At 64.0% G+C, this 21,768-nt stretch carries 17 protein-coding genes; 11 read left to right on the forward strand and 6 right to left on the reverse strand.

The annotated features are described in order from the left end of the window. Positions 1-9: 9 nt before the first annotated feature. Positions 10-1,659, forward strand: a complete 1,650-nt coding sequence (locus tag AB5Y80_RS15100) for a methyl-accepting chemotaxis protein (protein WP_368173141.1) — start codon at positions 10-12, stop codon at positions 1,657-1,659. Between the two features lie 249 nt (positions 1,660-1,908). Further along, positions 1,909-3,996, forward strand: coding sequence for a methyl-accepting chemotaxis protein (locus tag AB5Y80_RS15105; RefSeq protein WP_368173142.1), 2,088 nt, complete (start codon positions 1,909-1,911; stop codon positions 3,994-3,996). Positions 3,997-4,122: 126 nt separating this feature from the next. On the opposite strand, the gene AB5Y80_RS15110 is transcribed toward AB5Y80_RS15105, so the two are convergent. Beyond that, positions 4,123-5,856: a formate--tetrahydrofolate ligase gene (locus tag AB5Y80_RS15110; RefSeq protein WP_368173143.1), complete on the reverse strand. Its 1,734-nt coding sequence runs from the start codon at positions 5,854-5,856 to the stop codon at positions 4,123-4,125. Positions 5,857-5,922: 66 nt separating this feature from the next. On the opposite strand from AB5Y80_RS15110, the gene AB5Y80_RS15115 reads away from it, so the two are divergent. Continuing rightward, positions 5,923-6,324: a hypothetical protein gene (locus tag AB5Y80_RS15115; protein ID WP_010674174.1), complete on the forward strand. Its 402-nt coding sequence runs from the start codon at positions 5,923-5,925 to the stop codon at positions 6,322-6,324. An 8-nt stretch (positions 6,325-6,332) separates the two neighbouring features. On the opposite strand, the gene AB5Y80_RS15120 is transcribed toward AB5Y80_RS15115, so the two are convergent. Continuing rightward, on the reverse strand, positions 6,333-7,235 hold the full coding sequence (locus tag AB5Y80_RS15120; RefSeq protein WP_039038856.1) for a LysR family transcriptional regulator: 903 nt from the start codon (positions 7,233-7,235) through the stop codon (positions 6,333-6,335). A gap of 109 nt (positions 7,236-7,344) precedes the next feature. Between AB5Y80_RS15120 and AB5Y80_RS15125 the strand changes: the two genes are divergently transcribed. The 4 genes from AB5Y80_RS15125 to AB5Y80_RS15140 all read left to right on the forward strand — a co-directional run bounded on the left by AB5Y80_RS15125 (position 7,345) and on the right by AB5Y80_RS15140 (position 10,254). After that, positions 7,345-7,905: a YceI family protein gene (locus tag AB5Y80_RS15125; protein WP_039038857.1), complete on the forward strand. Its 561-nt coding sequence runs from the start codon at positions 7,345-7,347 to the stop codon at positions 7,903-7,905. Further along, positions 7,905-8,639, forward strand: a complete 735-nt coding sequence (locus tag AB5Y80_RS15130) for a hypothetical protein (RefSeq protein WP_319899461.1) — start codon at positions 7,905-7,907, stop codon at positions 8,637-8,639. Before AB5Y80_RS15125 ends, AB5Y80_RS15130 begins: the two co-directional genes overlap by 1 nt. Positions 8,640-8,824: 185 nt before the next feature. Next, positions 8,825-9,946, forward strand: coding sequence for an adenosylhomocysteinase (locus tag AB5Y80_RS15135; RefSeq protein WP_368173144.1), 1,122 nt, complete (start codon positions 8,825-8,827; stop codon positions 9,944-9,946). Then, positions 9,943-10,254: a SelT/SelW/SelH family protein gene (locus AB5Y80_RS15140; RefSeq protein WP_010674179.1), complete on the forward strand. Its 312-nt coding sequence runs from the start codon at positions 9,943-9,945 to the stop codon at positions 10,252-10,254. Before AB5Y80_RS15135 ends, AB5Y80_RS15140 begins: the two co-directional genes overlap by 4 nt. Before the next feature lie 63 nt (positions 10,255-10,317). Here the strand turns inward: AB5Y80_RS15140 and AB5Y80_RS15145 are convergent, their stop codons facing one another. Beyond that, positions 10,318-12,042 (reverse strand): lysophospholipid acyltransferase family protein, encoded by a 1,725-nt coding sequence (locus AB5Y80_RS15145; protein WP_368173145.1) that lies wholly within the window; start codon positions 12,040-12,042, stop codon positions 10,318-10,320. Positions 12,043-12,147: 105 nt separating this feature from the next. After that, positions 12,148-13,374, reverse strand: a complete 1,227-nt coding sequence (gene pepT / locus AB5Y80_RS15150) for a peptidase T (RefSeq protein ID WP_323917819.1) — start codon at positions 13,372-13,374, stop codon at positions 12,148-12,150. Positions 13,375-14,399: 1,025 nt separating this feature from the next. On the opposite strand from pepT, the gene speA reads away from it, so the two are divergent. Together speA and AB5Y80_RS15160 are read left to right on the forward strand one after the other, a co-directional pair. Continuing rightward, on the forward strand, positions 14,400-16,301 hold the full coding sequence (gene speA / locus AB5Y80_RS15155; RefSeq protein WP_042882536.1) for a biosynthetic arginine decarboxylase: 1,902 nt from the start codon (positions 14,400-14,402) through the stop codon (positions 16,299-16,301). 256 nt (positions 16,302-16,557) lie between these two features. Continuing rightward, on the forward strand, positions 16,558-16,746 hold the full coding sequence (locus AB5Y80_RS15160) for a hypothetical protein (protein ID WP_010674183.1): 189 nt from the start codon (positions 16,558-16,560) through the stop codon (positions 16,744-16,746). Positions 16,747-16,791: 45 nt separating this feature from the next. Here AB5Y80_RS15160 and AB5Y80_RS15165 read toward each other — a convergent pair whose 3' ends face one another. Then, the gene (locus tag AB5Y80_RS15165; RefSeq protein ID WP_042882535.1) at positions 16,792-17,079 is read right to left on the reverse strand and encodes a hypothetical protein; all 288 of its coding nucleotides are present in this window, start codon (positions 17,077-17,079) and stop codon (positions 16,792-16,794) included. Between the two features lie 164 nt (positions 17,080-17,243). Beyond that, on the reverse strand, positions 17,244-19,352 hold the full coding sequence (locus AB5Y80_RS15170; RefSeq protein ID WP_368173146.1) for a putative bifunctional diguanylate cyclase/phosphodiesterase: 2,109 nt from the start codon (positions 19,350-19,352) through the stop codon (positions 17,244-17,246). A 447-nt stretch (positions 19,353-19,799) separates the two neighbouring features. Between AB5Y80_RS15170 and AB5Y80_RS15175 the strand changes: the two genes are divergently transcribed. Both AB5Y80_RS15175 and AB5Y80_RS15180 read left to right on the forward strand, forming a co-directional pair. Next, a complete protein-coding gene (locus AB5Y80_RS15175; protein ID WP_368173147.1) occupies positions 19,800-20,387 on the forward strand; it encodes a histidine phosphatase family protein in 588 nt (195 codons plus the stop codon). Between the two features lie 209 nt (positions 20,388-20,596). Further along, positions 20,597-21,750 (forward strand): IS3-like element ISAeca4 family transposase gene (locus AB5Y80_RS15180; RefSeq protein ID WP_139739419.1). Its coding sequence is split into 2 segments (ribosomal slippage): positions 20,597-20,834 and positions 20,834-21,750, totalling 1,155 coding nucleotides; the frame shifts between segments, so codons are not numbered across the junction. The last annotated feature ends 18 nt before the right edge of the window (positions 21,751-21,768 follow it).

Raw genomic sequence — 21,768 nt, forward strand, 5'->3', positions numbered from 1 at the left:
GGACATGCCATGAACACCATGACGATAGGCAAAAAACTTACCGCCGGCTTTGCCGTACTCGGCCTGATGATGGCCTTTATCGGCGGCTTCTCGCTGTTTGAATTCAGCAAGATGAACCGCGCCGCCATCGGCTTTACCGACAGCATCCTGCCCGCCGTCGTGCGCACCAGCACCCTCGGCGAGACCATCAATGCCCTGCGCCGCTACGAACTGGATGTCTTCCTGGTGGCGGACGATGCCCAGCAGAAGGCCCGCTATCGCAACGAGAGCGAGAAGAGCCTGCAAGAGGCTGCGCGCCAGATAGTGGCCCACGATGGCACCATCTGGGTGGAGGATCGGGAGGAGCGCCGCGCCTTCGACATCGTCAAGGCGGACTGGGAGCGATATGTCGCCCTGCACCAGCGCATCCGGCAGATGCAGGACTCGGGACAGATGGCCGAAGCCCAGCACCTCTTCATGGGGGAGGGGGTCACCCTCTATACCAATCTGACCAAGTCGGTGGGTGAGCTTATCCGCATCAACCACGGCTACTCCGTGGGCTCCCGTGCCGAGGTGGTGGACGCCTTTGACAACGCCAAGCTGAGCGTGACCCTGGCCCTGGTGATAGGCCTGGCCCTGGTTGTCGCCCTCTCGGTGGTGCTGACCCGCCAGATCCGCGACCCGCTCATCATGCTGGCCCGTCAGGCCCAGCGCATCGCGAGCGGCGATCTCGGCCGGGGCGAGCTGCAGGAGTGGGTCCGCGGCAACCGCTTCAACCGCGACGAGCTGGGTCAGCTGGGGTCGGCCATCGACCGGATGCAGGGGGCACTGGCAGAGCTGGTGAGCGAAATCTCCGGCTCGGTGAGCCAGCTCAGCAGCGCGGTAGAGGAGGTGAGCGCCATCTCCGAGCAGTCCGCCAAAGGCATGGCAAGCCAGCAGGGAGAGGTCTCCCAGGTCGCCACCGCCATGAACGAGATGCAGTCCACCGTCAATGAGGTGGCTCGCAACACCACGGACGCCATGGGGGCGGCCAAGCAGGCTTCCCGCACCTCCACCCAGGGCAACCAGGTGGTACGCAGCGCCATCGGCAGCATAGAGCAGGTCTCCCGTCAGATAGAGCAGGCCGGGAGCGTGGTGCAGCAACTGGAGACCGACAGCGCCAGCATCAGCATGGTGCTGGACGTGATTCGCGGCATCGCCGAGCAGACCAACCTGCTGGCACTGAATGCGGCCATCGAAGCGGCCCGTGCCGGCGAGCAGGGCCGTGGCTTTGCGGTGGTGGCGGACGAGGTGCGCAGTCTGGCCCAGCGCACCCAGGCGTCCACCGCCGAGATCAGCAAGATGATCGAGGTGTTGCAGGAGCGCACCGCCGAGGCGGGCAGCGCCATGCAGCTGAGCCGTCAGCAGATGCAGGAGAGCGTGGAGCTGGCGCGGGAGGCGGGGAGCAGCATCGACAGCATCAACGGTGCCGTCACCCAGATCACCGACATGAACACCCTGATCGCCACCGCCACCGAGCAGCAGAACGCGGTCACCGAGGAGCTCAACCGCAGCATCGTCAAGATCCACACCGCCGCCGACGAGAATGCCCAGGGGGCGCAGCAGACCGCCCAGGCCTGTGTCGAGCTGAGCAAGCTGGCCAATACCCTGCACCATATGACCCAGCGTTTCACCCTCTGAGTCTTGCTGCCACCCGGCACAGCGCAGAAGGCCCCGCCAATCGGCGGGGCCTTGTTGTTTGTCATCGCCCTCCCTGTGCCCGTTTCAACCGGCCCGCCTGCCCCGTCACCTACCGGATGGGGGGATGACAGGCCGGATGTTCGAATTCGCTCACAAATCGGCGATTAATTTCATGCAGGGCCGTTTGCGACCTGTTTGCGAGCCCGTATGATGCCCCCCTTTTTTGGCTCAAGAGACCCACCATCCGTCATGTTCCGTTCCATCAAGTATCAAGTCATGTTCTTTGCGGGTTGCATCCTGCTGACCACCGTCCTCAGCGTGGTGAGTTACAGCTATGTTTCCCTGGCCAGCATGCAGGAGAAGATCCAGCAGGAGAGCCACGACGCGGCCCGCCAGCAGGCCAGGCAGTGGCTGCTGACCCTGGCGGATGGTCAGGCGAGCGAGGTGGCACGCTCCTTCGAACTGGCGCTGGATGCGGCCGAAACCCTGGCGGCGCTGCTGGCGGGCAATGTCCATCAGTCCGAGCCTCTCGATCGGGACGAGGTCACGGCCCTGCTCAAGGACATAGGGGATCGCAACCCGGATTTCCTCAGCATCTACAGTGGCTGGGAGGCGGATCGTTTCGACGGTCAGGATGTGCTCCATACCGGTGATGGCCGGCATAGCCAGGCATCGGGCAACTTCGCCCCCTACTGGAGCCGCGGCCCGGCCGGTTTTGACCTCAAACCCCTGGGGGATTTCTACAGCAAGACGCCGAGCGCGACCGGGATCCGGGCCTCCGAGTGGTATCTCTGCCCGCAGGAGAGCAAGGCAAGCTGCGCCGTCGACCCCTCCGTCTACCAGGTCAACGGTCAGCCCACCCTGCTCACCTCCTTCGTGGTGCCTGTGCTGAACGGGGATCAATACCTCGGCATGGTGGGCATCGACTACTCCCTCAACTACCTGCAACGGCTGGCCGCTGACATCAGCCGACGGGTATTCGACGGGCAGGGCAGGGTGCGCATCATCAGCCCCATGGGCATCATCGCCGCCGACTCCCGCGATGGCGACGGGGTAGGGCAGCGCTTGCAGGATCCATCCTTGCTGGCCCAGTTGCAACGTGGCGAGAGGGGCAGCGACGAGCACGCCGATGGCTTGAGGGTCTTCGCACCCATCAGCCTCAACAAGGTCACACAGGCCTGGGGGATCGCCATCGAGGTGCCGGGCAGCGCCCTCTATGCCGAGTACGAGCGGATGGCGCAGGCCCGTGCCGAGGCCTTTGGCAAGGGGGTCTGGACCCAGTTGATGGTGGGCATCCTGGTGGCGGGTATCGGTCTGGTCGGGCTCGCTTTCGCGGCAGGGTCCATCTCCCGGCCGGTGCAGGAGACGGCTCGCATGGTGGCGCGTCTCTCCAGCGCCGGAGGGGATCTGACCCAGCGGCTGACCCAGCACCGGCGCGATGAAACCGGGGTGCTGGCAGAGGGGATCAACCAGTTCGTCGCGACCGTGCAGGGCATAGTGACCGACACCGCCACCAGCGTGCACGAGTTGCAGCAGGCGGCGGTGAACTCGGCCAGGCAGGCCCAGCAGGGGCTGGCGAACAGCCATCACCAGCTGGAGCAGGTCGAGCTGGTGGCCACGGCCATCCATGAAATGTCATCGACCGCAGACTCCGTCTCCAGCAGCGCCCAGATCACGGCCCAGGCGGTGGATGAGACCCGTCATGCGGTGCACAAGGGTCAGCAGGTGGTGAGCGCCTCTGCCAACGGCATCCGCCAGTTGAGTGCCCAGGTCAGCGAGGTGTCGGACAGGATCACCGCCTTGCAGCAGCAGGGGGGGCAGATTGGCAGCATCCTGGATGTGATCCGGACCATCTCTGAGCAGACCAACCTGCTGGCGCTGAATGCAGCCATCGAGGCGGCACGGGCCGGTGAACATGGTCGCGGTTTCGCCGTGGTGGCCGACGAGGTGCGTACCCTGGCCTCCAAGACACGGGCCTCGACCCAGGAGATCCAACAGATGATAGACAGGCTGCGGGACACCACGCGCGCCGCGGTCGACACCATGACAGAGGGGCGCCAGTTGAGCAGCCTGGCGCTGCGTGATGCCGAGCAGGCGGTAAGCGAGTTGGCGACCATAGTGCAGGCCGCCGACCGTATCCAGGACATGGCGACCCAGATTGCGAGCGCCGCCGAGCAGCAATCCAAGGTGAGCGAGGAGATTAACCAGAACGTCAGCAACATCCACGAGCTGGCGAGCGCCTCCACCCGGGTGGCCCGGGAGCAGGATGCCCAGAGCCGGCAGATGCACGGGTTGACCGAGACGGTCATGAGCAAGCTGGGACGCTTCCACTACTGATGGCGTTCTGATACGCACAACAAGGCCCCGCCAATCGGCGGGGCCTTGTTGTTTATGGCGGGTCTGTTGATGTCAGGGTCGATTAGCGCCGCGTCATCGGCCGACGGCAGCCTGCCAGCCTGTACGTCAGCTCAGGCCGACAATCTCCCCGTCATCGTCGATGTCGATATGACGATAGGCCGGCAGGCTGCCCAGGCCCGGCATGGTCATGATGGGGCCTGCCAGGGCATAGACGAAGCCTGCCCCCGCGCAGAGTTTCACCTCCTCAATGGGGACCTCGAAGTCCGTCGGCACGCCCTTCCTGGCGGGGTCATGGCTCAGGGAGAGCGGCGTCTTGGCCATGCAGACGGGCAGGTGATCCTGGCCCTCTGCCGAGAGTCTGGCCAGTTGCTGGCGCGCCTTGTCCGAGAGGGTGATGCCCCGGCCGCCATAGCCGCACTCCACCAGGGTGGCGAGCTTGGCGGCAAGGCTCATCTCATCGGGGTAGAGCAGCCTGACCTCACTGGGCTGCTTGCAGGCCGCCACCACGGCGTGAGCCAGATCCGCCGCGCCCGCGCCACCGTCAGTGAAGGCCCGGGAGAGGGCGACCCCACAGGCACCGGCCTGGCGCGCCGCCTCCTCCAGCAGGGCCAGCTCGGCATCGCTGTCGGTGGGGAAGCGGTTGATGGCGACCACCACGGGCACCCCGTAACGGCGGGCGTTGTGAATATGCCAGGCGAGGTTGGCGCACCCCGCTGTCAGGGTGGGCAGATCTTCCCCTTGCAGGCTGGCCGGCAGCGGCTGGCCCGGCCGGATGTCGAGCAGGCCGCTGTTGGCCTTGAGGCCGCGCACCGTGGCCACCAGCACCACGCAGGCGGGGGCGAGGCCGGACTGGCGATACTTGATGTTGAAGAACTTCTCCAGCCCCATGTCGGAGCCAAAACCCGCCTCGGTCACCACGTAGTCGGCAAGACCCAGCGCCATGCGATCGGCGATGACGGAGGAGTTGCCGTGGGCGATGTTGGCAAAGGGGCCGGCGTGGACCAGCACAGGGGTCTGCTCCGTGGTCTGCATCAGGGTGGGCTTGAGGGCGTCTTTGAGCAGCACCGTCATGGCCCCCGCCACTTCCAGCTGCTCGGCGGTCACGGGCTGGCCGCGCAGGTCGAGGGCGAGCTGGATGCGGCCGATACGCGCGCGCAAGTCCTTGAGATCCCTGGCCAGCGCCAGAATGGCCATCAGCTCGGAGGCGGCGGTGATGACGAAGCGATCGGGGCGCTCGACCCCATCGGCAGCGCCGCCCTGGCCGAGGGTGAGGTGGCGAAGCGCCCGGTCGTTCATGTCCAGGGTGCGGGGCCAGAGGATGTTGGCCGGGTCGATATCGAGCCGCGCCAGACCGGTTCTGGCGCTGAACTGGTCACCAAGTTTGCGTTCATGGAACAGGCGGGCATCCAGGGCGGCAGAGGCCAGGTTGTGGGCGGCGGTGAGGGCGTGAAAATCCCCGGTGAGGTGGAGGTTCATCTCCTCCATCGGCACCACCTGGGCCATGCCGCCCCCGGCGGCGCCCCCCTTGACCCCGAAGACGGGGCCGAGGCTCGGTTGGCGAATGGTGGCGATGCTGGACTGGCCGATGTGGTTGAGCCCCATGGAGAGGCCGATCGTGGTGACCGTCTTGCCCTCCCCAAGGGGGGTCGGCGTGATGGCGCTCACCAGCACCAGCTTGCCGGGCTCGCGGGCGGGGGCGTGATGGAGCAGCGCGAGGTCGAGTTTGCCCTTGTAATGGCCGTGGGGGTGGAGATGGGCGGCCGCTATGCCGAGCTGTGCTGCCACCTCGGCGATGGGCAGGCGGGGGGACTGGCGGGAGATCTCGATATCGCTTAGCATCAGCACCTCGTTGGCATGTCAGGTCAAATATGCGGCGAAGTCTAGAGGAATCAACAGGGTAATCCAATGAGCAATACTATTTTATCCGGCAGTCGTGAGCCCCATCAAAGCCCCATCCTGCTGGATCTCAACGCCCTCTATCACCCGCCCAAACGGCCCCTCACCGCCCTTGGCATCGTCAGCGCCTTCATCCCGCTCTTTGGCTACGGCTGGCAGGCGATGACCCAGGATCCCGAGACCCACTTTCGCCACGAGCTCGGCAAGCGCATCAACAAGCACAAGAGCGACGAGGCGAACCTCGCCCTGATGATGCAGTTGGCGGCCATGCTGGATTGCCACTGCCTGCACGTCACCCTGCCCTATGCGCTGGGGGAGGCCGAACTCGCCGCCTTGCGCCAGCGCCTGCCACGCTGGCAGATGAGCCAGCAGGATCACCTGCTGGTGGCCGAGCTGATGCCCACCCCCTGATCCCGGGCTCAGGTTTCCCTGTCCCAGTAGTGGGGCGCCAGATAGCGCTCCTGCACGAATTCGATGAAGCAGCGCACCTTGGCCGACACGAAACGGCGGTGCGGATAGAGGGCATAGAGCCCCACCTGCCCCTTCTCCCACTCCAGCAACAAGGGGACCAGCGCCCCCGAGCGCAGCGCATCCCCCACGATGAAGGTGGGCTGCAAGATGATGCCCTGGTGGTCGCAGGCGGCCCGGGTCAGGGCCACCCCGTTGTTGGCGCGAAGGGGCCCCTGGGGGCGGATGCTGTGCTCCTCCCCATCCCGTTTGAAGACCCAGTCCGGCTGGGTCAGGGTGTAGATGAGGCAGTCGTGCTGCTTGAGATCCTCCGGGGTCTTCGGCCTGCCCCGGCGGGCTAGGTAGTCGGGGCTGGCGCACACCACCATCTTCATCATGGCGAGCGGCTTGGCCACCAGGGAGGAGTCCGGCAGGTTGCCGATGCGCAGCGCCAGATCGAACCCCTCCTCCACCAGGGCCACCCGCCGGTCGCTGTACTCAATCTCGAGCTTCAAGTCCGGGTAGCGCTCGCGAAACAGGGGCAGGGCGGGGGAGAGGTGCAGGTAGCCGAAATCCATGGGCACCGAGAGCTTGAGGGTGCCCTGGGGCTGCTGGTTGTTGTGGGTGAGCTGGCTGTGGGTCTCTTCCAGCTCCGCCAGCAGGGCCAGGGAGCGCTGGTAGTAAAACTGGCCCGCCTCGGTGGGATTGACCTGGCGGGTGGTGCGCGACAACAGCCGGGTGGAGAGGGACTCCTCGAGCTGCTGCATCAGCTTGGAGGTCATGGCGACCGAGATCCCGAGCTGATGGGCGGCCTTGGTGAAGCTCTGGCACTCCACCACCTTGATGAAGGTGCGCATGGCGGCTATCTGATCCATATTCCACTCTCGGTTGATAATTATTTTAATAAATCGATGATTATCTATTCTCGATAGGAGGTTAGCATTTTGGACACCGTTGTGAACCCCCAATGAAGGAACGATCGGAATGAAAATGACCAAGGCCCTGCTGGCCTCTTGCCTGTTTATGGCGGCTCCCCTGATGGCTGCCGATTACGATGTCGATGCAGCGCACACCACAGTCCAGTTCAAGGTGGGCCACCTCGGCTTCTCCGAACTGGTCGGCCGGTTCAACACCTTCAGTGGTACCTTCAGCATGGACGACGCCAACCCGGCGGCGGCCAAGGCGAGCTTCGAAATCGATGCCGCCAGCGTGGATTCCAACCATGAGGCCCGCGACAAGCACCTGCGCAGCCCCGACTTCCTGGACGTGAAGCAGTACCCCAAGATGACCTTCGTCAGCACCGGCTATGAAGGCACCAAAGACAAAGGCGTGCTCAAGGGCACCCTGACCCTGCACGGCGTCTCCAAGGACGTGGCCTTCGACCTGGTCCACATCGGCGAAGGCAAGGATCCCTGGGGCGGCTACCGCAGCGGCTTCAACGCCACCACCACCATCAAGCGCAGCGACTTCGGCGTGAACTACATGGTGCCGAACATCCCTGACGAGATGACCATCAACCTGTTCGTTGAAGGCGTGCGCAAGTAATGGGCGCAGCACTCCTGCTTCAAACCCTGGCGGCTCCTTTAGGGGCCGCTTTGCTGTCGTGGCGCTGGCCGCGGCTGGGCTATCTGTGGGGCGCCCTGGGGATCTGGCTGGTGGGCTGCCTGCTGGGCGGTGCCTATGGCCTGCCGGTCAAGGCGTGGCAGTGGCTGCCGCTGACCCTGCTGGTGCCCGCTCTGACCCAGGGTACCAGCAAGGGGGTCGCCCTCGCGCTGTTCGGGGGGCTGGGCGCCCTGGTGTGGTGGCAGGGGCTGGCCTCCGTGCTGGCGAGCGAGCCCGGGATCTGGCTGGCCCTGCTGCCCGCCATCCTCTGGTCTGGCTGGACGAGCTGGCGTGGTGACAGCGAGGAGGGGCTCGGCTTCGCCCTGGCCTTCATCTGGCTGGCGCTGGTCATCGGCATCGATGGCAGCCTGCTCATCGCCCAGCTGACGGGGGCCCTGGCCGCGTTTGCCGGATTCCGTGCCCTGCTCGGCGCCTTTGCAGGGGTCAAGGTGACCCCGGCTGCCCTGGGGCTTTCACTCGCCTTCGTGCAGATGCTCGCCTGGCAGTACGTGGAAGTGCCCCTGCTGGTGCTGCTGCCGGTCTGGCTGTTGCCGCTGCTGGAACGTGCCCTGCACGGGCGCCCGGGACTCTCTCGCTGGGGGGTCTTGATCCTGGTGGCGGCCGTCGGTGCCGGAGTGAGTCTGTGGTGGGTATGGCCAGAGGCGTCACTTTACTGATTTCTGCATGAAAAACAGGCTATTACCTTAGAAATTGATGGGCTTGTCAAAGTCTGGACAGATAAAGATTGAGACCCATGGTGCTTTCGGATAAAAAGGGTTTTCAATTATCTGGATACACACAGAACCCGGCTATGCCGGGTTCTGTTTGCCTGCTTTCCCGCGGCACGCTAAGGAGGCCACAGTTGCGCAGTCAGGGATCTGAGCATCTGTTTTTTCGCCATTTCACCGAACAGGGATGTCTTGGGGATCTCTGCATCCTGCTGGTGACCCACCTGCTTCCCGACAGACCCGACTTCATCCAGGTGCTCGATCGGGTGGGTCGGGTCGGTGCCATCCTGCCCAAACCCAAGTCGGTGCACGGGCCGACCCTGACCTGGGTCCAGCAGCACTACCCCGTGCTGCCCCTCAATCGCCACTGGACCTCGGATCCCGGTGAGGTGATCGCCCAGATTGCCCCCCTGGTGATGTCTCACGAGCGGCTGATCATCCTCGACATCGGCGGCTACTTCGCCAAGAGCCAGGCGGTACTGGCCGAGCACTTTGGCGCCCGCTTCATCGGGGTGGTGGAGATGACCGAGAACGGCCATCAGCGCTACGAACAGGAGTCCCTGGCGACCCCCGTCATCTCGGTGGCCCGCAGCCCCCTCAAGCAGGCGGAAGATATCCAGATCGGCCTGAGCGTGGTCTACTCCGCGGAGTCCCTCGCACGTACCCTGAGGCGTACCTTCAATGTCTGCCAGGCCGCCCTGTTCGGCTATGGCAAGGTGGGGCGCAGCATCGCCCGGGAACTGCGCTGTCGCAACCTGCATCTGGAGCTGGTGGAGACGGATGCCCTGCGCCAGGTGGAGGCGCTCTCCCACGGCTTCAAGCTGGTGAACAAGGCCGAGGCCCTGGGCCGCGCCGAGCTGGTGATCTGCTCCACCGGCAACGGCTCCCTCGACATCACCGATCTGCAGGCCCTGCGCCCCGGCGCCATGCTGGCCTCGGTCACCTCCGCCGACGACGAATTCGCCTTCAGCCTCGCCCAGCTGCCCTGGCCGAGCGAGGAGGTGTGTCCCCATGTGCTGGCCCTGACCCGGCCGGACGGCAGCACCATCTTTTTGCTCAACCGGGGGGAGGCGGTCAACTTCGTTCACGGCGCCGTCATCGGCGAATATGTCTACCTGGTGCTGGCGGAGATCATCGAAGGGGTGCACCAACTGGCCCATCAGGCATCCACCCCGGGCCTTCACGAACTGCCCCAGGCCACCATGCAGCGCATCGCTCGCCACTGGTTGACCGATTTTCACGGAGTCACCCCATGACAGACACCCATTTGCCCCTTGCGAAACCGCGCATCGAAATCCGTTACTGCACCCTCTGCCGCTGGATGCTGCGAGCCGCCTGGCTCGCCCAGGAGCTGCTCTCCACCTTCGACGGCGAACTGGGCGAGGTGGCCCTGGTGCCCGCCAGCAAGGGGGAGTTTCGCATCCTGGTGGACGGGGTGCTGGTGTGGGACAGGGTGGCCGACGAGGGCTTCCCCGAGGCCAAGGAGATCAAGCAGCGGGTGCGGGATGTCATCGCCCCGGAGCGGGATCTCGGCCATGCGGATCGCAAACCCGCAGCCGAGTAGGCGGCATCACCCATGATGTGAAAGAGGGAGGCGCAGGCCTCCCTCTTTCGTTGCGGCCCCCGGTCAACGGTCGCCAGAGGTGGCCAGCCCTTCCCCGGCGGGGAGGCCGATATAGCGGGCCCGCTTGTGGGGCTTGATGCGGCTCACGTCCACCCACACCAGGCCGTCGATGCAGTGGTTGAAGTCCGGGTCGATGCCAAAGTCCATGAACTGCACGCCCCCCGGCTCGCACAGCTCGGCGTACTGCTTGTAGAGGGTGGGAATGGCGCAGCCCAGGTTGTCGAGCCCGGCCTTGAGCACCTTGAGGTCGTCCCCGTAATCGCGCCCCTCGAACAGCGTCGGCGTGGCGGGATAGGGGCGGCGGGAAGGGGCGAGGGCAAGGGCGGGGGCGAAGTGCTGGCGATAGAAGCTCACCAGCAGATCCTTGGCCGCCGGCGGCAGGCTGCCGGAGAGGGTGACGGGCCCGAACAGGTAGCGGTATTGGGGATAGCGGGCCAGATAGGCCCCGATGCCGAACCAGAGGTAATCGAGCCCCCGCTTGCCCCAGTAGGCGGGCTGGATGAAGCTGCGGCCAAGCTCGATGGCCTGTTCCAGCCGGGGCAGCAGCTTCTCTTCGAAGCCGAACAGGGTGTGGCTGTAGAGGCCATCCAGCCCCTTGCTGGCCAGCCGTTCGGCCACCGGGGCGAAACGGTAGGCGCCGATGATGTCGAGGCGGGCGGGATCCCAGAGGATGAGGTGGTGATAGTCATCGTCGAAGGCATCGAGATCCCGCCGCTTGCCCGAGCCTTCCCCCACCGCCCGAAAGGCGATCTCCCGCAGGCGCCCCAGCTCGCGCAGGATCACCGAGTGGCTCTGCTCGTGGCGACGATAGAGCAGGATGCGCTGGCCGTCCGGGGTCTGGCCGAGCAGTTCGCACCCGTCGATGGCCTGTTTCAGCAGGCGGCGATCCTCCGGCAGGGCGATGGGTGCCTCGGTCTGCAACCGTCCCGCCTTGCCCCGAGCGATTCGGTAGAGGTGGCCGCGCACCAGCCTGGCCGCCGTCTTGGCCGGCAGCTCCTGAAAACTGGCGAGGGGAATGCGCGCCCCTATGGTCACCGGCAGCGTCTGCCCCTGCTGGCGAAACAGCTGGCGTACCAGCAGCAGGGCGGAGGCGGGCTTGTTGAGCCAGGAGGCGAGATAGAACCAGAGGCTGTTGCGCCCTCCCAGGTGAATGGGCACCAGGGGCGTTCGGCTGCGCTGGGCCAGCTTGATGAAGCCGGCCTGCCAGGGGCCATCCTTCACCCCCTTGGGGCCGAGGCGGGAGACCTCGCCTGCGGGGAAGATAACCAGGGCCCCGTCGGCGGCGAGGTGTTCGTTCATGGCGAGGATGGCCTGCCTGTCGGTCTTGCCCCCCAGGTTGTCCACCGGCAATAGCAAAGGGCGCAGCGGTGCGAGCTGGGCCAGCACCTGGTTGGCCACTATCTTGACGTCGGGGCGGATGCGCCCGATGAGGCGCAGCAGGGCCAGCCCGTCCAGGGAGCCGATGGGGTGGTTGGCGACAAGAATGACCCGGCCGCTGGCGGGAATGTGCTCGAGCTCGGCCTCGCTCACCCGGTAGTCGAAGTGGAGCTCGGTGAGGGCCTGCTCGACGAAGTCCAGACCGCGCAGGTGGGGATGGCGCGCGGCAAAGCGGGTGAAGGCCTCCTCATGCAGCAACCAGCGCAGCCCCTGCCTCATCAGGGGACGGAGGAGGGGATGGCTGGCGAGGTGGGGCAGGTGCTGCCCCAACAGGGTATCGACGTCGAACATGGGCAAGGCTCCGCTGAACTTTGCCCCAGCTTGACGCCCCTGCGTGCCTTTCGTGTGTCGGTTGGGTGACGGTTTGATGACGGGGCGAGCCCCGTCCTTGCCCCCTTACTCTGCCCGCCAGGCAGAGGTGAGGCGCACCAGCGCCACCAGGGTGGCGACCGCTTTTTCCATGGATTGCAGGGGGATGAACTCGTGCTTGCCGTGGAAGTTGTGGCCGCCGGTGAACAGGTTCGGGCAGGGCAGCCCCATGAAGGAGAGCCGGGCGCCGTCGGTGCCGCCGCGAATGGGTTTGATCTTGGGCACCACGTCGGCGGCCTCCATGGCGGCTTTGGCCAGCTCGACGATGTGGGGATGGGGCGCTATCTGGCTGCGCATGTTGCGGTAGTTGTCCACTATTTCCAGGGTGATGCGCGCCTTGGGTGCGTCCAGTTGCAGGGAGGCGACCCGCTCCTTGAGCTGGGCCTTGCGGGCGGCGAAGCAGTCATCGTCGAAGTCGCGGATGAGGTAGTGCAGGGTGGTCTCCTCCACCGTGCCCTCCATCCGGGCCAGGTGGAAGAAACCCTCATACCCCTGGGTGCACTCCGGGGTCTGTTCGGCGGGCATGGCGGCATGGAAGCGGGCGGCCAGGGTCTGGCTGTTGATCATGCTGCCCTTGGCGGTGCCGGGGTGGACGTTGTTGCCTGTGATGCGCACCGTGGCGCTGGCGGCGTTGAAGTTCTCGCATTCGAGCTCGCCGAGCTCGCCGCCATCCACCGTGTAGGCCCACTTGGCCGGGAAGCGGTCCAGCGGGAAGCGGTCGGCACCGCGCCCTATCTCCTCGTCCGGGGTAAAGCCGACCCAGACATCGCCACGGGGGATCTCGGGGTGAGCTTGCAGGTATTCCACGGCGGTGAGGATCTCGGCGATGCCCGCCTTGTCGTCGGCCCCCAGCAGGGTGGTGCCGTCGGTGGTGATGAGATCCTGCCCCAGGTAGTTTTTCAGGAAGCGGTACTGGCGGATGGCCAGCACCTCGTCCCCTTTGCCAAGGCAGATATCACCCCCCTGATAGTGCTCGACTATCTGGGGGACGACGCATTCGGCCTCGTAATCGGCGGTGTCCATGTGGGCGATGAGCCCGATGGCGGGGGCATCCGGCTGGTTGCCCGGCAGGCAGGCGGTGAGGTAGCCATGCTCGTCCAGGGTGACCTGGCTCAGCCCCATCTGCGTCATTTCGTCGCACAGGGCCCGGGCGAAGAGGCGCTGTCCCTCGCTGCTGGGGCAGGCAGGATTGGTCGCATCGGAACGGGTATGAAAGGTGAGGTAGTGGAGAAAGCGCGAAAGCAGGGTGTTCATGGGCAAGCCTCGGGTCACGAAAGAGGAGTCATTGTGGCCAAGACGGCGGCGCCGCTTATTGCGTCAGCGCAGTTTTTGATGACTTTGTGGGGGAGAGGAGGGCCATCGAGGGGGAGGGGCAGGGATCATCGCTCGGCACCTTGCATAAAAATTCCAAAATAAAAACTGGTTAAGCAATTGCGAAAAAGCTGAATTTCCCCTTGGCCCAGCGCTGGCAAGGGGTGACCCCAAATGCGTGACGTGTTGGTTATTTTCATCGCCTCGCCCACGCACTCCCATCCCCCGCCATCCCAGAGCCCGCCTTGCTGGCAGCGAGATTTTGCCCCCCGATGAAAACCCGTTTTTTAACACGATTTTTTATTGTCACTGGCTGCGGTAAGTGTGTACACTCCGCGCCGATCCAAGGGCAACCCTGCGCAGGCCGTGTCCGCCAGACCCGCAGGATCATGACGCCTATAGGGCGAGGCACGCAGAAACGACAGACACTGCTGGGGAATGGTTTCTTTAATACCGGTTAGGCTCCGGTATCAGGGAGAACAACGGACTCTCATCTTTCAGCTGACCGAGTGGGCTTCGGGCTCATCATCTCCCTTGTCATGGGCGGTCACTGGCGTTGAGCGGGTCGTAGTGGTTGTCGTCCATCAACACGATGCGTGCTGACGTCTTCCCTTCTCTTCCTTGAAACCCTCTCCTGTCCGTCGGGATGGCTGCCGAATGATGAACAAACGGCGTGGCTGATGCCGATTGTCATCAAAGTACCGCGGTACGCCGGCAAGGTGTTACCGCATACCGTTGAGCTTGATGTAAAGCCACCAGCCCCACATCAAGACTCGTTACTTCCCAAGATCCACCAGGCAGCCTTGGCTTGCCGCGATGTGCAATGAACAGGATGTGGCGGAGCATGCTCCGTTGCGGGTCCAACGTCAGCAGGCCGCTCTGGCTTGCCGCATTTTGCAATCAATGGTCTGGATGTGATTGAGGGTAACGAAGGCGGCCCACGGCCGCTCATTTGCGAGGCATAGCCCATGACTAACTGGTCCAGCAAGGACTCCTTGAAGGTCTACAACGTTCCCTACTGGGGTGCGGGTTTTTTCAATATCAATGACGCCGGTCATGTGACCGTCTCTCCCGACAAGTCTCGCCCCGAGGCTCAGATCGTGCTGTCCGAGGCCATCGAGCAACTGCGCCAGTCCGGGCTGACCACGCCGGTGTTGCTGCGTTTCCCCGACATCCTCAAGAGCCGGGTCGATGCGCTGTTCAACGCCTTCGGTCAGGCCATCGAAAAGTCAGGCTATGAAGGGGATTACCTGTGCGTTTACCCGATCAAGGTAAACCAGCAGCGCCGCGTCATCGAGACCATCAGTCAGTCCTACAGCGACAAGCCGAGGCTTGGGCTGGAAGCGGGCTCCAAGCCCGAGTTGCTGGCCGTGCTGTCCCATCATCATGAGCAAGGGTCCGTGATCGTCTGCAACGGTTACAAGGACCGCGAATACATCCGCCACGCCCTCCTGGGCAACCTGATGGGCCACAAGGTCTACATCGTGGTGGAGAAGCCCTCCGAGCTGGAAATGGTGCTCGACGAGTCAGCTCGTCTCAACATCAAGCCCAACATCGGGGTGCGCGCCCGTCTGGCGTCCACCGGCTCCGGCATGTGGGAATCGAGCGGCGGTTCCATGTCCAAGTTCGGTCTCTCTGCCTCCCAGATCCTGGCGCTGGTGGAGCGTCTGCGCAGCCTCGGCAAGCTGGACTGCCTGCAACTGCTGCACTTCCACCTGGGCTCCCAGATCGCCAACATCCGCGACATCCAGGGCGGCATCCGCGAGTGCGGCCGCTTCTACGCCGAGCTGTGCCGTCTTGGCGCCAAGGTCGAGGTGGTGGACGTGGGCGGCGGCCTGGGTGTGGACTACGAGGGCACCCGTTCCCAGAGCCACTGCTCCGCGAACTACAGCCTCTCCGAGTACGCCAACAATGTGGTCTGGGGCATCGGCGATGTGTGCCGCGAGTTCGACCTGCCGCACCCGACCATCATCAGCGAGTCCGGCCGTGCCCTGACTGCGCACCACGCCGTGCTGGTCACCAACATCATTGGTGCCGAAGGGGTGGAGGTGAACGACATCAGCGCCCCGGACGAAGACGCGCCCACCATCTTGCAGAACATGTGGAAAGGCTGGCTGGACCTGCGCGGGGAAGATCCCTCCCTGCTGGAGATTTTCCACGACTCCGTGGCGGATCTCGGTGACGTCAACGCCCAGTACACCATGGGCCTCTTGAACCTGGAGCAACGCGCCTGGGCCGAGATGCTGCACCAGAACACCTGTCTGGCGCTCAAGGAACTGCTGAACCCAGTCAACCGCAACCACCGCGCCCTGGCCGACGAGCTCTCCGAGAAACTGGCTGACAAGTGCTTTGCCAACTTCTCCCTGTTCCAGTCCCTGCCGGATGCCTGGGGCATCGGTCAGGTGTTCCCGGTGATGCCGCTGGCCGGCCTCGAGCGTCCGCTCACCCGCCGCGGCATCCTGATGGACATCACCTGCGACTCCGACGGTCAGGTGGAGCACTACGTCGACGGTCTGGGGGTGGAAAGCACTCTGCCGATGCCGGTCTACGGTGAGCACGAAGAGTGCCACGTCGGCTTCTTCCTGGTGGGTGCCTATCAGGAGATCCTGGGGGATCTGCACAACCTGTTTGGTGACACCCACTGCGCGGAAGTGTGGCTGGATGAAGAAGGCAAGATGGACATCCGCAACGTGGTGCGTGGCGACACCGTCGACCAGTTGCTGCGTTACGTCAACATCGACCCGTCCGTCATCCGCGAGAACTACCAGCGCATCGTCTCCCACCCGGCGCTGGACGACGAGACCCGCAAGGCCCTGCTCGACGAGCTGGAGCTGGGTCTGCAAGGCTACGCCTACCTGGAAGACGAATAAGCCAGCGGCTTGTTCCCCGTCGGTCAAATGACGGACATGAAAAACGGCGCCTTCGGGCGCCGTTTTTGTTGCGCTGTTGCCTGGCTGGGGCCGGTTGGCGGGCTAGGTCACCCGGGCTGGCGGCATCCGGCCCCGGCCAGATCCGGCCACTGCCCGCTTCTGCCTGTCACCTCCCTTGATCCAGGTCAAGGGGGACTCAGGCCGCTTATTTTACGGTCAAGGGTGAGGTTGGTGAATGACACATAAGGATGTGCGTATGGAACTCAAGAGGGACCCGAGATGCTATACCGACGTCTGTATCGACGGTAAGTGGTATCACTACGATCACTGCAGCACTCACGTTTATATGCTGATGGGGGGCGCCGCCCCCAGCCTGCAGCTTGCCCATGAACCCGGCAGTGAAGAGGAGCTGGTGGAGATGCTCCGCCAGCACCCCCAACGCTGACTGCCCGCGGGCCATCGGGGGTATCGTCCCGGCGGCCCGCCTTGCTCAGCCCGCCTTGCGGCCCAGGATCTTCTTGCCCATCTCCAGCAAGGCCGTTGCCGCCGCATAGGTCTCGTCTGACTTGCCTATCTCGTCAGCCACGTAGAGAAAGCCGGATCTGTACTTCTCCACTGCCTCGCGGGGAGTGGCCGCGTCGATGAAATCCTCTTCCACCTCGAACCCTTGCGTCAGCAGCGCCTCCTTCTCCGTGAGGAAGGTGGGGGAGGCCATGTCGACATAGGTATATTGCTGACGGCGGGAGGCGGGGACGCTGAAGAACTGGTATCTGGCCATGGATGTGGCTCCTCTGAACGGGTGATCTGCCATGGGGGGCGCTCGATGCGCCCGGCAAGATAAAGGAGCATTCGAGTCTTGCAGCAGACTACCTTGAGTCGTGAAGGGACGCAATCGGGCTGGTGATGACCCTGGCGACACGGGCGCAGCGCCCCACCTGCTTGTCAGGCAAGCACACCTTCCTGCACCCGTTGGGGAGTCTCGGGAGCGCAGTGGACAAGCAGTTGCTCCCCGGTCATGGGGCGTCCGAGCAGGTAGCCCTGCAAGGTGTCGCAGCCCAGCTCGGTCAGCAGGTCGCGCTGCTCCGGGGTTTCCACCCCCTCTGCCACGATGCGCATCTCCAGGGCCTGACCCAGGGCGATGATGGCGGCGATGATGGTGGCATCATCGCCCCCCCGCTCCAGGGTAGTGACAAAGCCCCGGTCAATCTTGAGCTCGTTGGCGGGGAAGCGCTTGAGGTAGAGCAGGCTGGAGTAGCCGGTGCCGAAGTCGTCGATGGAGATGCCAAGGCCGAGCTCGGCCAGACGGTTGAGGATGGCGAGGCTCTCCTCGGCCTTCTGCATGGCGGTGGATTCGGTGATCTCCAGGGTCAGGTGACGGGCCTCGAGCCGATGGCGGGCGAGGGCACCCTGCACCTCCTCCAGCAACCCGGGGCTGGCGAGCTGGATGGTGGAGAGATTGACCGCCACGCTCCAGTCGTGATGACCCGCCGCCCGCCAGGCGCTCATCTGGCGGCACGCCTCGTCGATGACCCAGTTGCCGATGGGGATGATGAGCCTGCTCTTCTCCGCCAGCGGCAGGAAGCTGGCCGGCGAGACGGCACCATGCTCCGGGTGCTGCCAGCGCAGCAGAGCCTCGGCGCCGACCACCTGGCCGCTGCGGGCACAGTATTTGGGCTGGTAGTGCAGGGCCAGCTCCCCCCGCTCCAGGGCATGTTGCAGCTCCTTGTGCAGCAGGAACTGCTGGTGGGCGTTGGCGTTCATGGCGCTGTCGAAGTAGTAGTAGTCGTTGCGCCCCTGCTCCTTGGCGTAATACATGGCGGCATCGGCGTTGAGGGTCAGCTCGTGCAGGCTGGTGCCATCCTGGGGATAGACGGCAATGCCGATGCTGGCGGTGATGTGCAGGCTGTGGTGTTCCCACTCATAGGGCTGGGCCAGGGTGGCCAGCAGCCGCTCTGCAAAGGCCGTGGTCTGGCTCACATCCCCCGGTGCCAGGGCCAGCACGAACTCGTCCCCGCCAAAGCGCGAGGCGGTGTCGCTGGCACCGAGCAGGCCGGTGATGCGTTGGGCCACCTCGGCCAGCAGCAGATCCCCGGTGTGGTGGCCGTGGGCATCGTTGATGATCTTGAAGCCGTCGAGATCGAGAAACAGCAGGGAGAAGCTGCGCTGGCTGTGCTGACACTCCTGGATGCGCTGCTCCAGGCGGTCGGCAAACAGCAGCCGGTTGGGCAGCCGGGTCAGGCTGTCATGGAGCGCCAGCTTGAGCAGCTCGTCGTGGGCCTGGTGCAGGGAGGTGGAGAGCCTGGCGGCGTGGGCATCCAGCATGGAGAGCACGAAGGCGATGGCGAACACCGCCAGGGTCACTATGATGACCACGGTTGCCAGCCACTGGGTATTGAGGCCGGTGTAGAGGGCCCCGCACAGGCTCTCTGCGGGGAACTGGGCCGCCGCCATGCCGGTGTAGTGCATGCCGATGATGGCCGCCCCCATCACCAGGGAGGCGAGGGCCTTGCTGAAGAAGGCGCGAGGCGAGCTGTTGCGCAGGCGAAACGCTATCCAGAGCGCGGCACCCGAGGCGAATACCGCGATGAGGATGGAGAGGATGAAGAGCCCAGGCAGGTAGTGGATGCCGGGCGTTATCTTCATGGCCGCCATGCCGATGTAGTGCATGGTGGCGATGCCGGCACCCATCAGCACGGCCCCGAACAGGATCTGGTGCCAGGGGAGCTGGGGACGACTCACCAGCCAGAGCGCAAAGGCCGAGGAACCGATGGCCGCCACCAGGGAGAGACCGGTGAGGGTCAGATCGTATCCCAGCGCGATGGGCAGGTTGAAGGCGAGCATGCCGATAAAATGCATGGACCAGATGCCGAGCCCCATGGCGAAGGCTCCCCCCGCGAGCCAGAGCACGGCGGCCCGTCCCCGGCTCTGGCTCACCCGGCTGGTCATGGTCAGCGCCGTGTAGGAGGCGAGCACCGCCACCAGGATGGAGAAGAACACCAGATCCTGGCTGTAATAACTGTCGAGCATGGGGTGGGTTGGGGTCACGTTCATTTACTCTGGGGTACATCAGGGCCTGAGCCTGGGCCGGGTCAGGGGAAATCGGGTGGCAGATTGTACACCAGGCGTCCCTGTCGTGAGCCAGAGATACGTACCAAAATGGCCCCCGGATCAGAGCAAAAACTCTGTCTTTTCTGGCATTGGCCGCCATCCTGTGACCGATAAACCGGCACATCCCCATTTTATCCCGTCTGAACAACAAGATAGGGGAGCATGGGGCGCTTGCCACGGCGCTGGCGGGCCCGTGGCGAAGGCGTGTGGTATGCGCACAAGGCGCCTGTGCAATAAGGCGCACAGCCCCTGTCACCCCTTCACGATCGCCGCAGGCCATGCGCTCAAGGAGTCAGCACAAGCCTGCATCCTCCGGGTCTTGGTTGACCTGGTACATCTGTTATCATCTTCCCCCTGTTTTCTTATCTCGTTGACTCTGCTGGAGAAACCATGTCTCGAACCCTCTATTTGCTGCGCCATGGCCAGACCCGTTACAACGCCGAATTGCGGTTGCAGGGGCGTTGCAACTCCGAGCTGACCCCCAGGGGAGAAGCCCAGGCCCTCGCCATGGGGGCCCGTCTGGCCAAGCTCCTGACCGAGCCCACCGACTGGACGATCTACGCCAGCCCCCTCGGCCGGGCACGGCAGACGGCGGAGCGGGTGTGTCAGCAGCTTGGCTTGGACCAGGAGCGCATCATCTGGGACGAGCGGCTGGTGGAGCTGGGGATGGGGGAGTGGGAGGGTCGCCGGGTGCCCGAGCTGCTGGCGGCCCACCCCGAGCTGGATCTGGAGGAGCCGGACTGGTATCTGCGGGCCCCCCATGGCGAGAGCTTTGAGAGCATTCAAGGCCGGGCCCGGCAATGGCTTGAGGACGAGCAGATTGCCGAGCAGGCCATCGTGGTTTCTCACGGTCTCTTTGGCGCCATGCTGCGCGGCGCCTATGTGGATCTGGACTACACCACCATCTGGCTGCAGGAGCTGCCGCAGGATGCCTTCTTCAAACTGAGCGGTGGCCGCATCGAGCGGATTGCCTGCTGACCACACGAAGGCGGCCCGCCGTGGGTGGGCCTTGTTGTGATGGGTCGCTCAGCCAACTGCCAATTTGGCCGCTTCTTTCCACATAAAAGGCGGCATCGGAGTAGTGAGACGCCATTTAATGTTCATCGGTTGGCTACCGCTGTGGGTGAATCGCCCCTACTTTCCTAGACACCTCAAGAGCCTCAAACTGAGGTCAATCAGGAGGTGTTATGAGCAAGCAGCAACGTTACACGGAAGAATTCAAACTGGCCGCCGTCAAGCAGGTGACTGAGCGCCATTACCCAGTGGCAGAGGTCGCTGAGCGACTTGGTGTTTCCAGCCACAGTCTTTACGCCTGGATCAGGCGCTACAGCCAGCCCGCCGTGCAGCAACAGCATGACTCCAGCCAGCAAGCCGAAATTCGGCGCCTCAAGGCTGAACTGCGCCGCGTCACCGATGAGCGAGATATCTTAAAAAAGGCCGCCGCGTACTTTGCCAAGCTGTCAGGGTAAGGTACGCCTTCATCCGGGTGCACGCGTCCACACATCCCATCCGCCGACTGTGTCGGATGATGAATGTCCACCCGAGCGGTTATTACGCCTGGCAGCACCAGCCTTTATCTGCCCGCGCACTTGAAGACCAACGCCTCCTGGGCCAGATCAAGCAATGTTGGCTAGAAAGCGGGGGCGTCTATGGCTATCGCAAGATCCGGGATGACCTGCGAGAGATGGGCGAGACCTGTGGGAAACACCGGGTGGCGCGATTAATGCGTCATGAAGGTTTGCGTTCACAAACCGGTTATCGTCGCCGTCCCGGTCATTATGGTGGCCGGCCAACGGTGGTTGCACCGAATCATCTTGAACGCCAGTTCGATGTGACTGAGCCAAATAAGGTCTGGGTAACGGACATCACTTATATTCGAACCCATGAAGGCTGGCTCTATCTGGCCGCGGTATTGGATTTGTTTTCACGACAAGTCATTGGTTGGTCAATGGGGCCACGGATCGACCGAGAGTTGGCCATCAGCGCGTTACTGATGGCAGTGTGGCGACGGCGACCCGAGCAGGAAGTGCTGGTTCATTCTGACCAAGGGAGCCAGTTTAGCAGCTATGACTGGCAGGATTTTTTGCGGGAGCACCGGCTCAAGGCCAGCATGAGCAGACGTGGCAATTGCCATGATAACGCGGTGGCGGAGAGTTTCTTCCAACTCCTCAAACGCGAGCGGATCCGACGTAAAACCTATGCAGATCGGGAGGAGGCCCGGCAGGATGTGTTCGATTACATTGAAATGTTTTACAACCCCAAGCGTCGGCACAGTTTCAACAATGGGCTATCGCCAGTAGAGTGTGAAAAGCAATATTTCGAACGGCTCAAAAGTGTCTAGAGAAGCCGGGGCGATTCA

It is taken from the genome of Aeromonas sp. R2-1, from assembly GCF_040908425.1.
GTDB classification, from domain to species: Bacteria; Pseudomonadota; Gammaproteobacteria; order Enterobacterales; family Aeromonadaceae; genus Aeromonas; species Aeromonas caviae.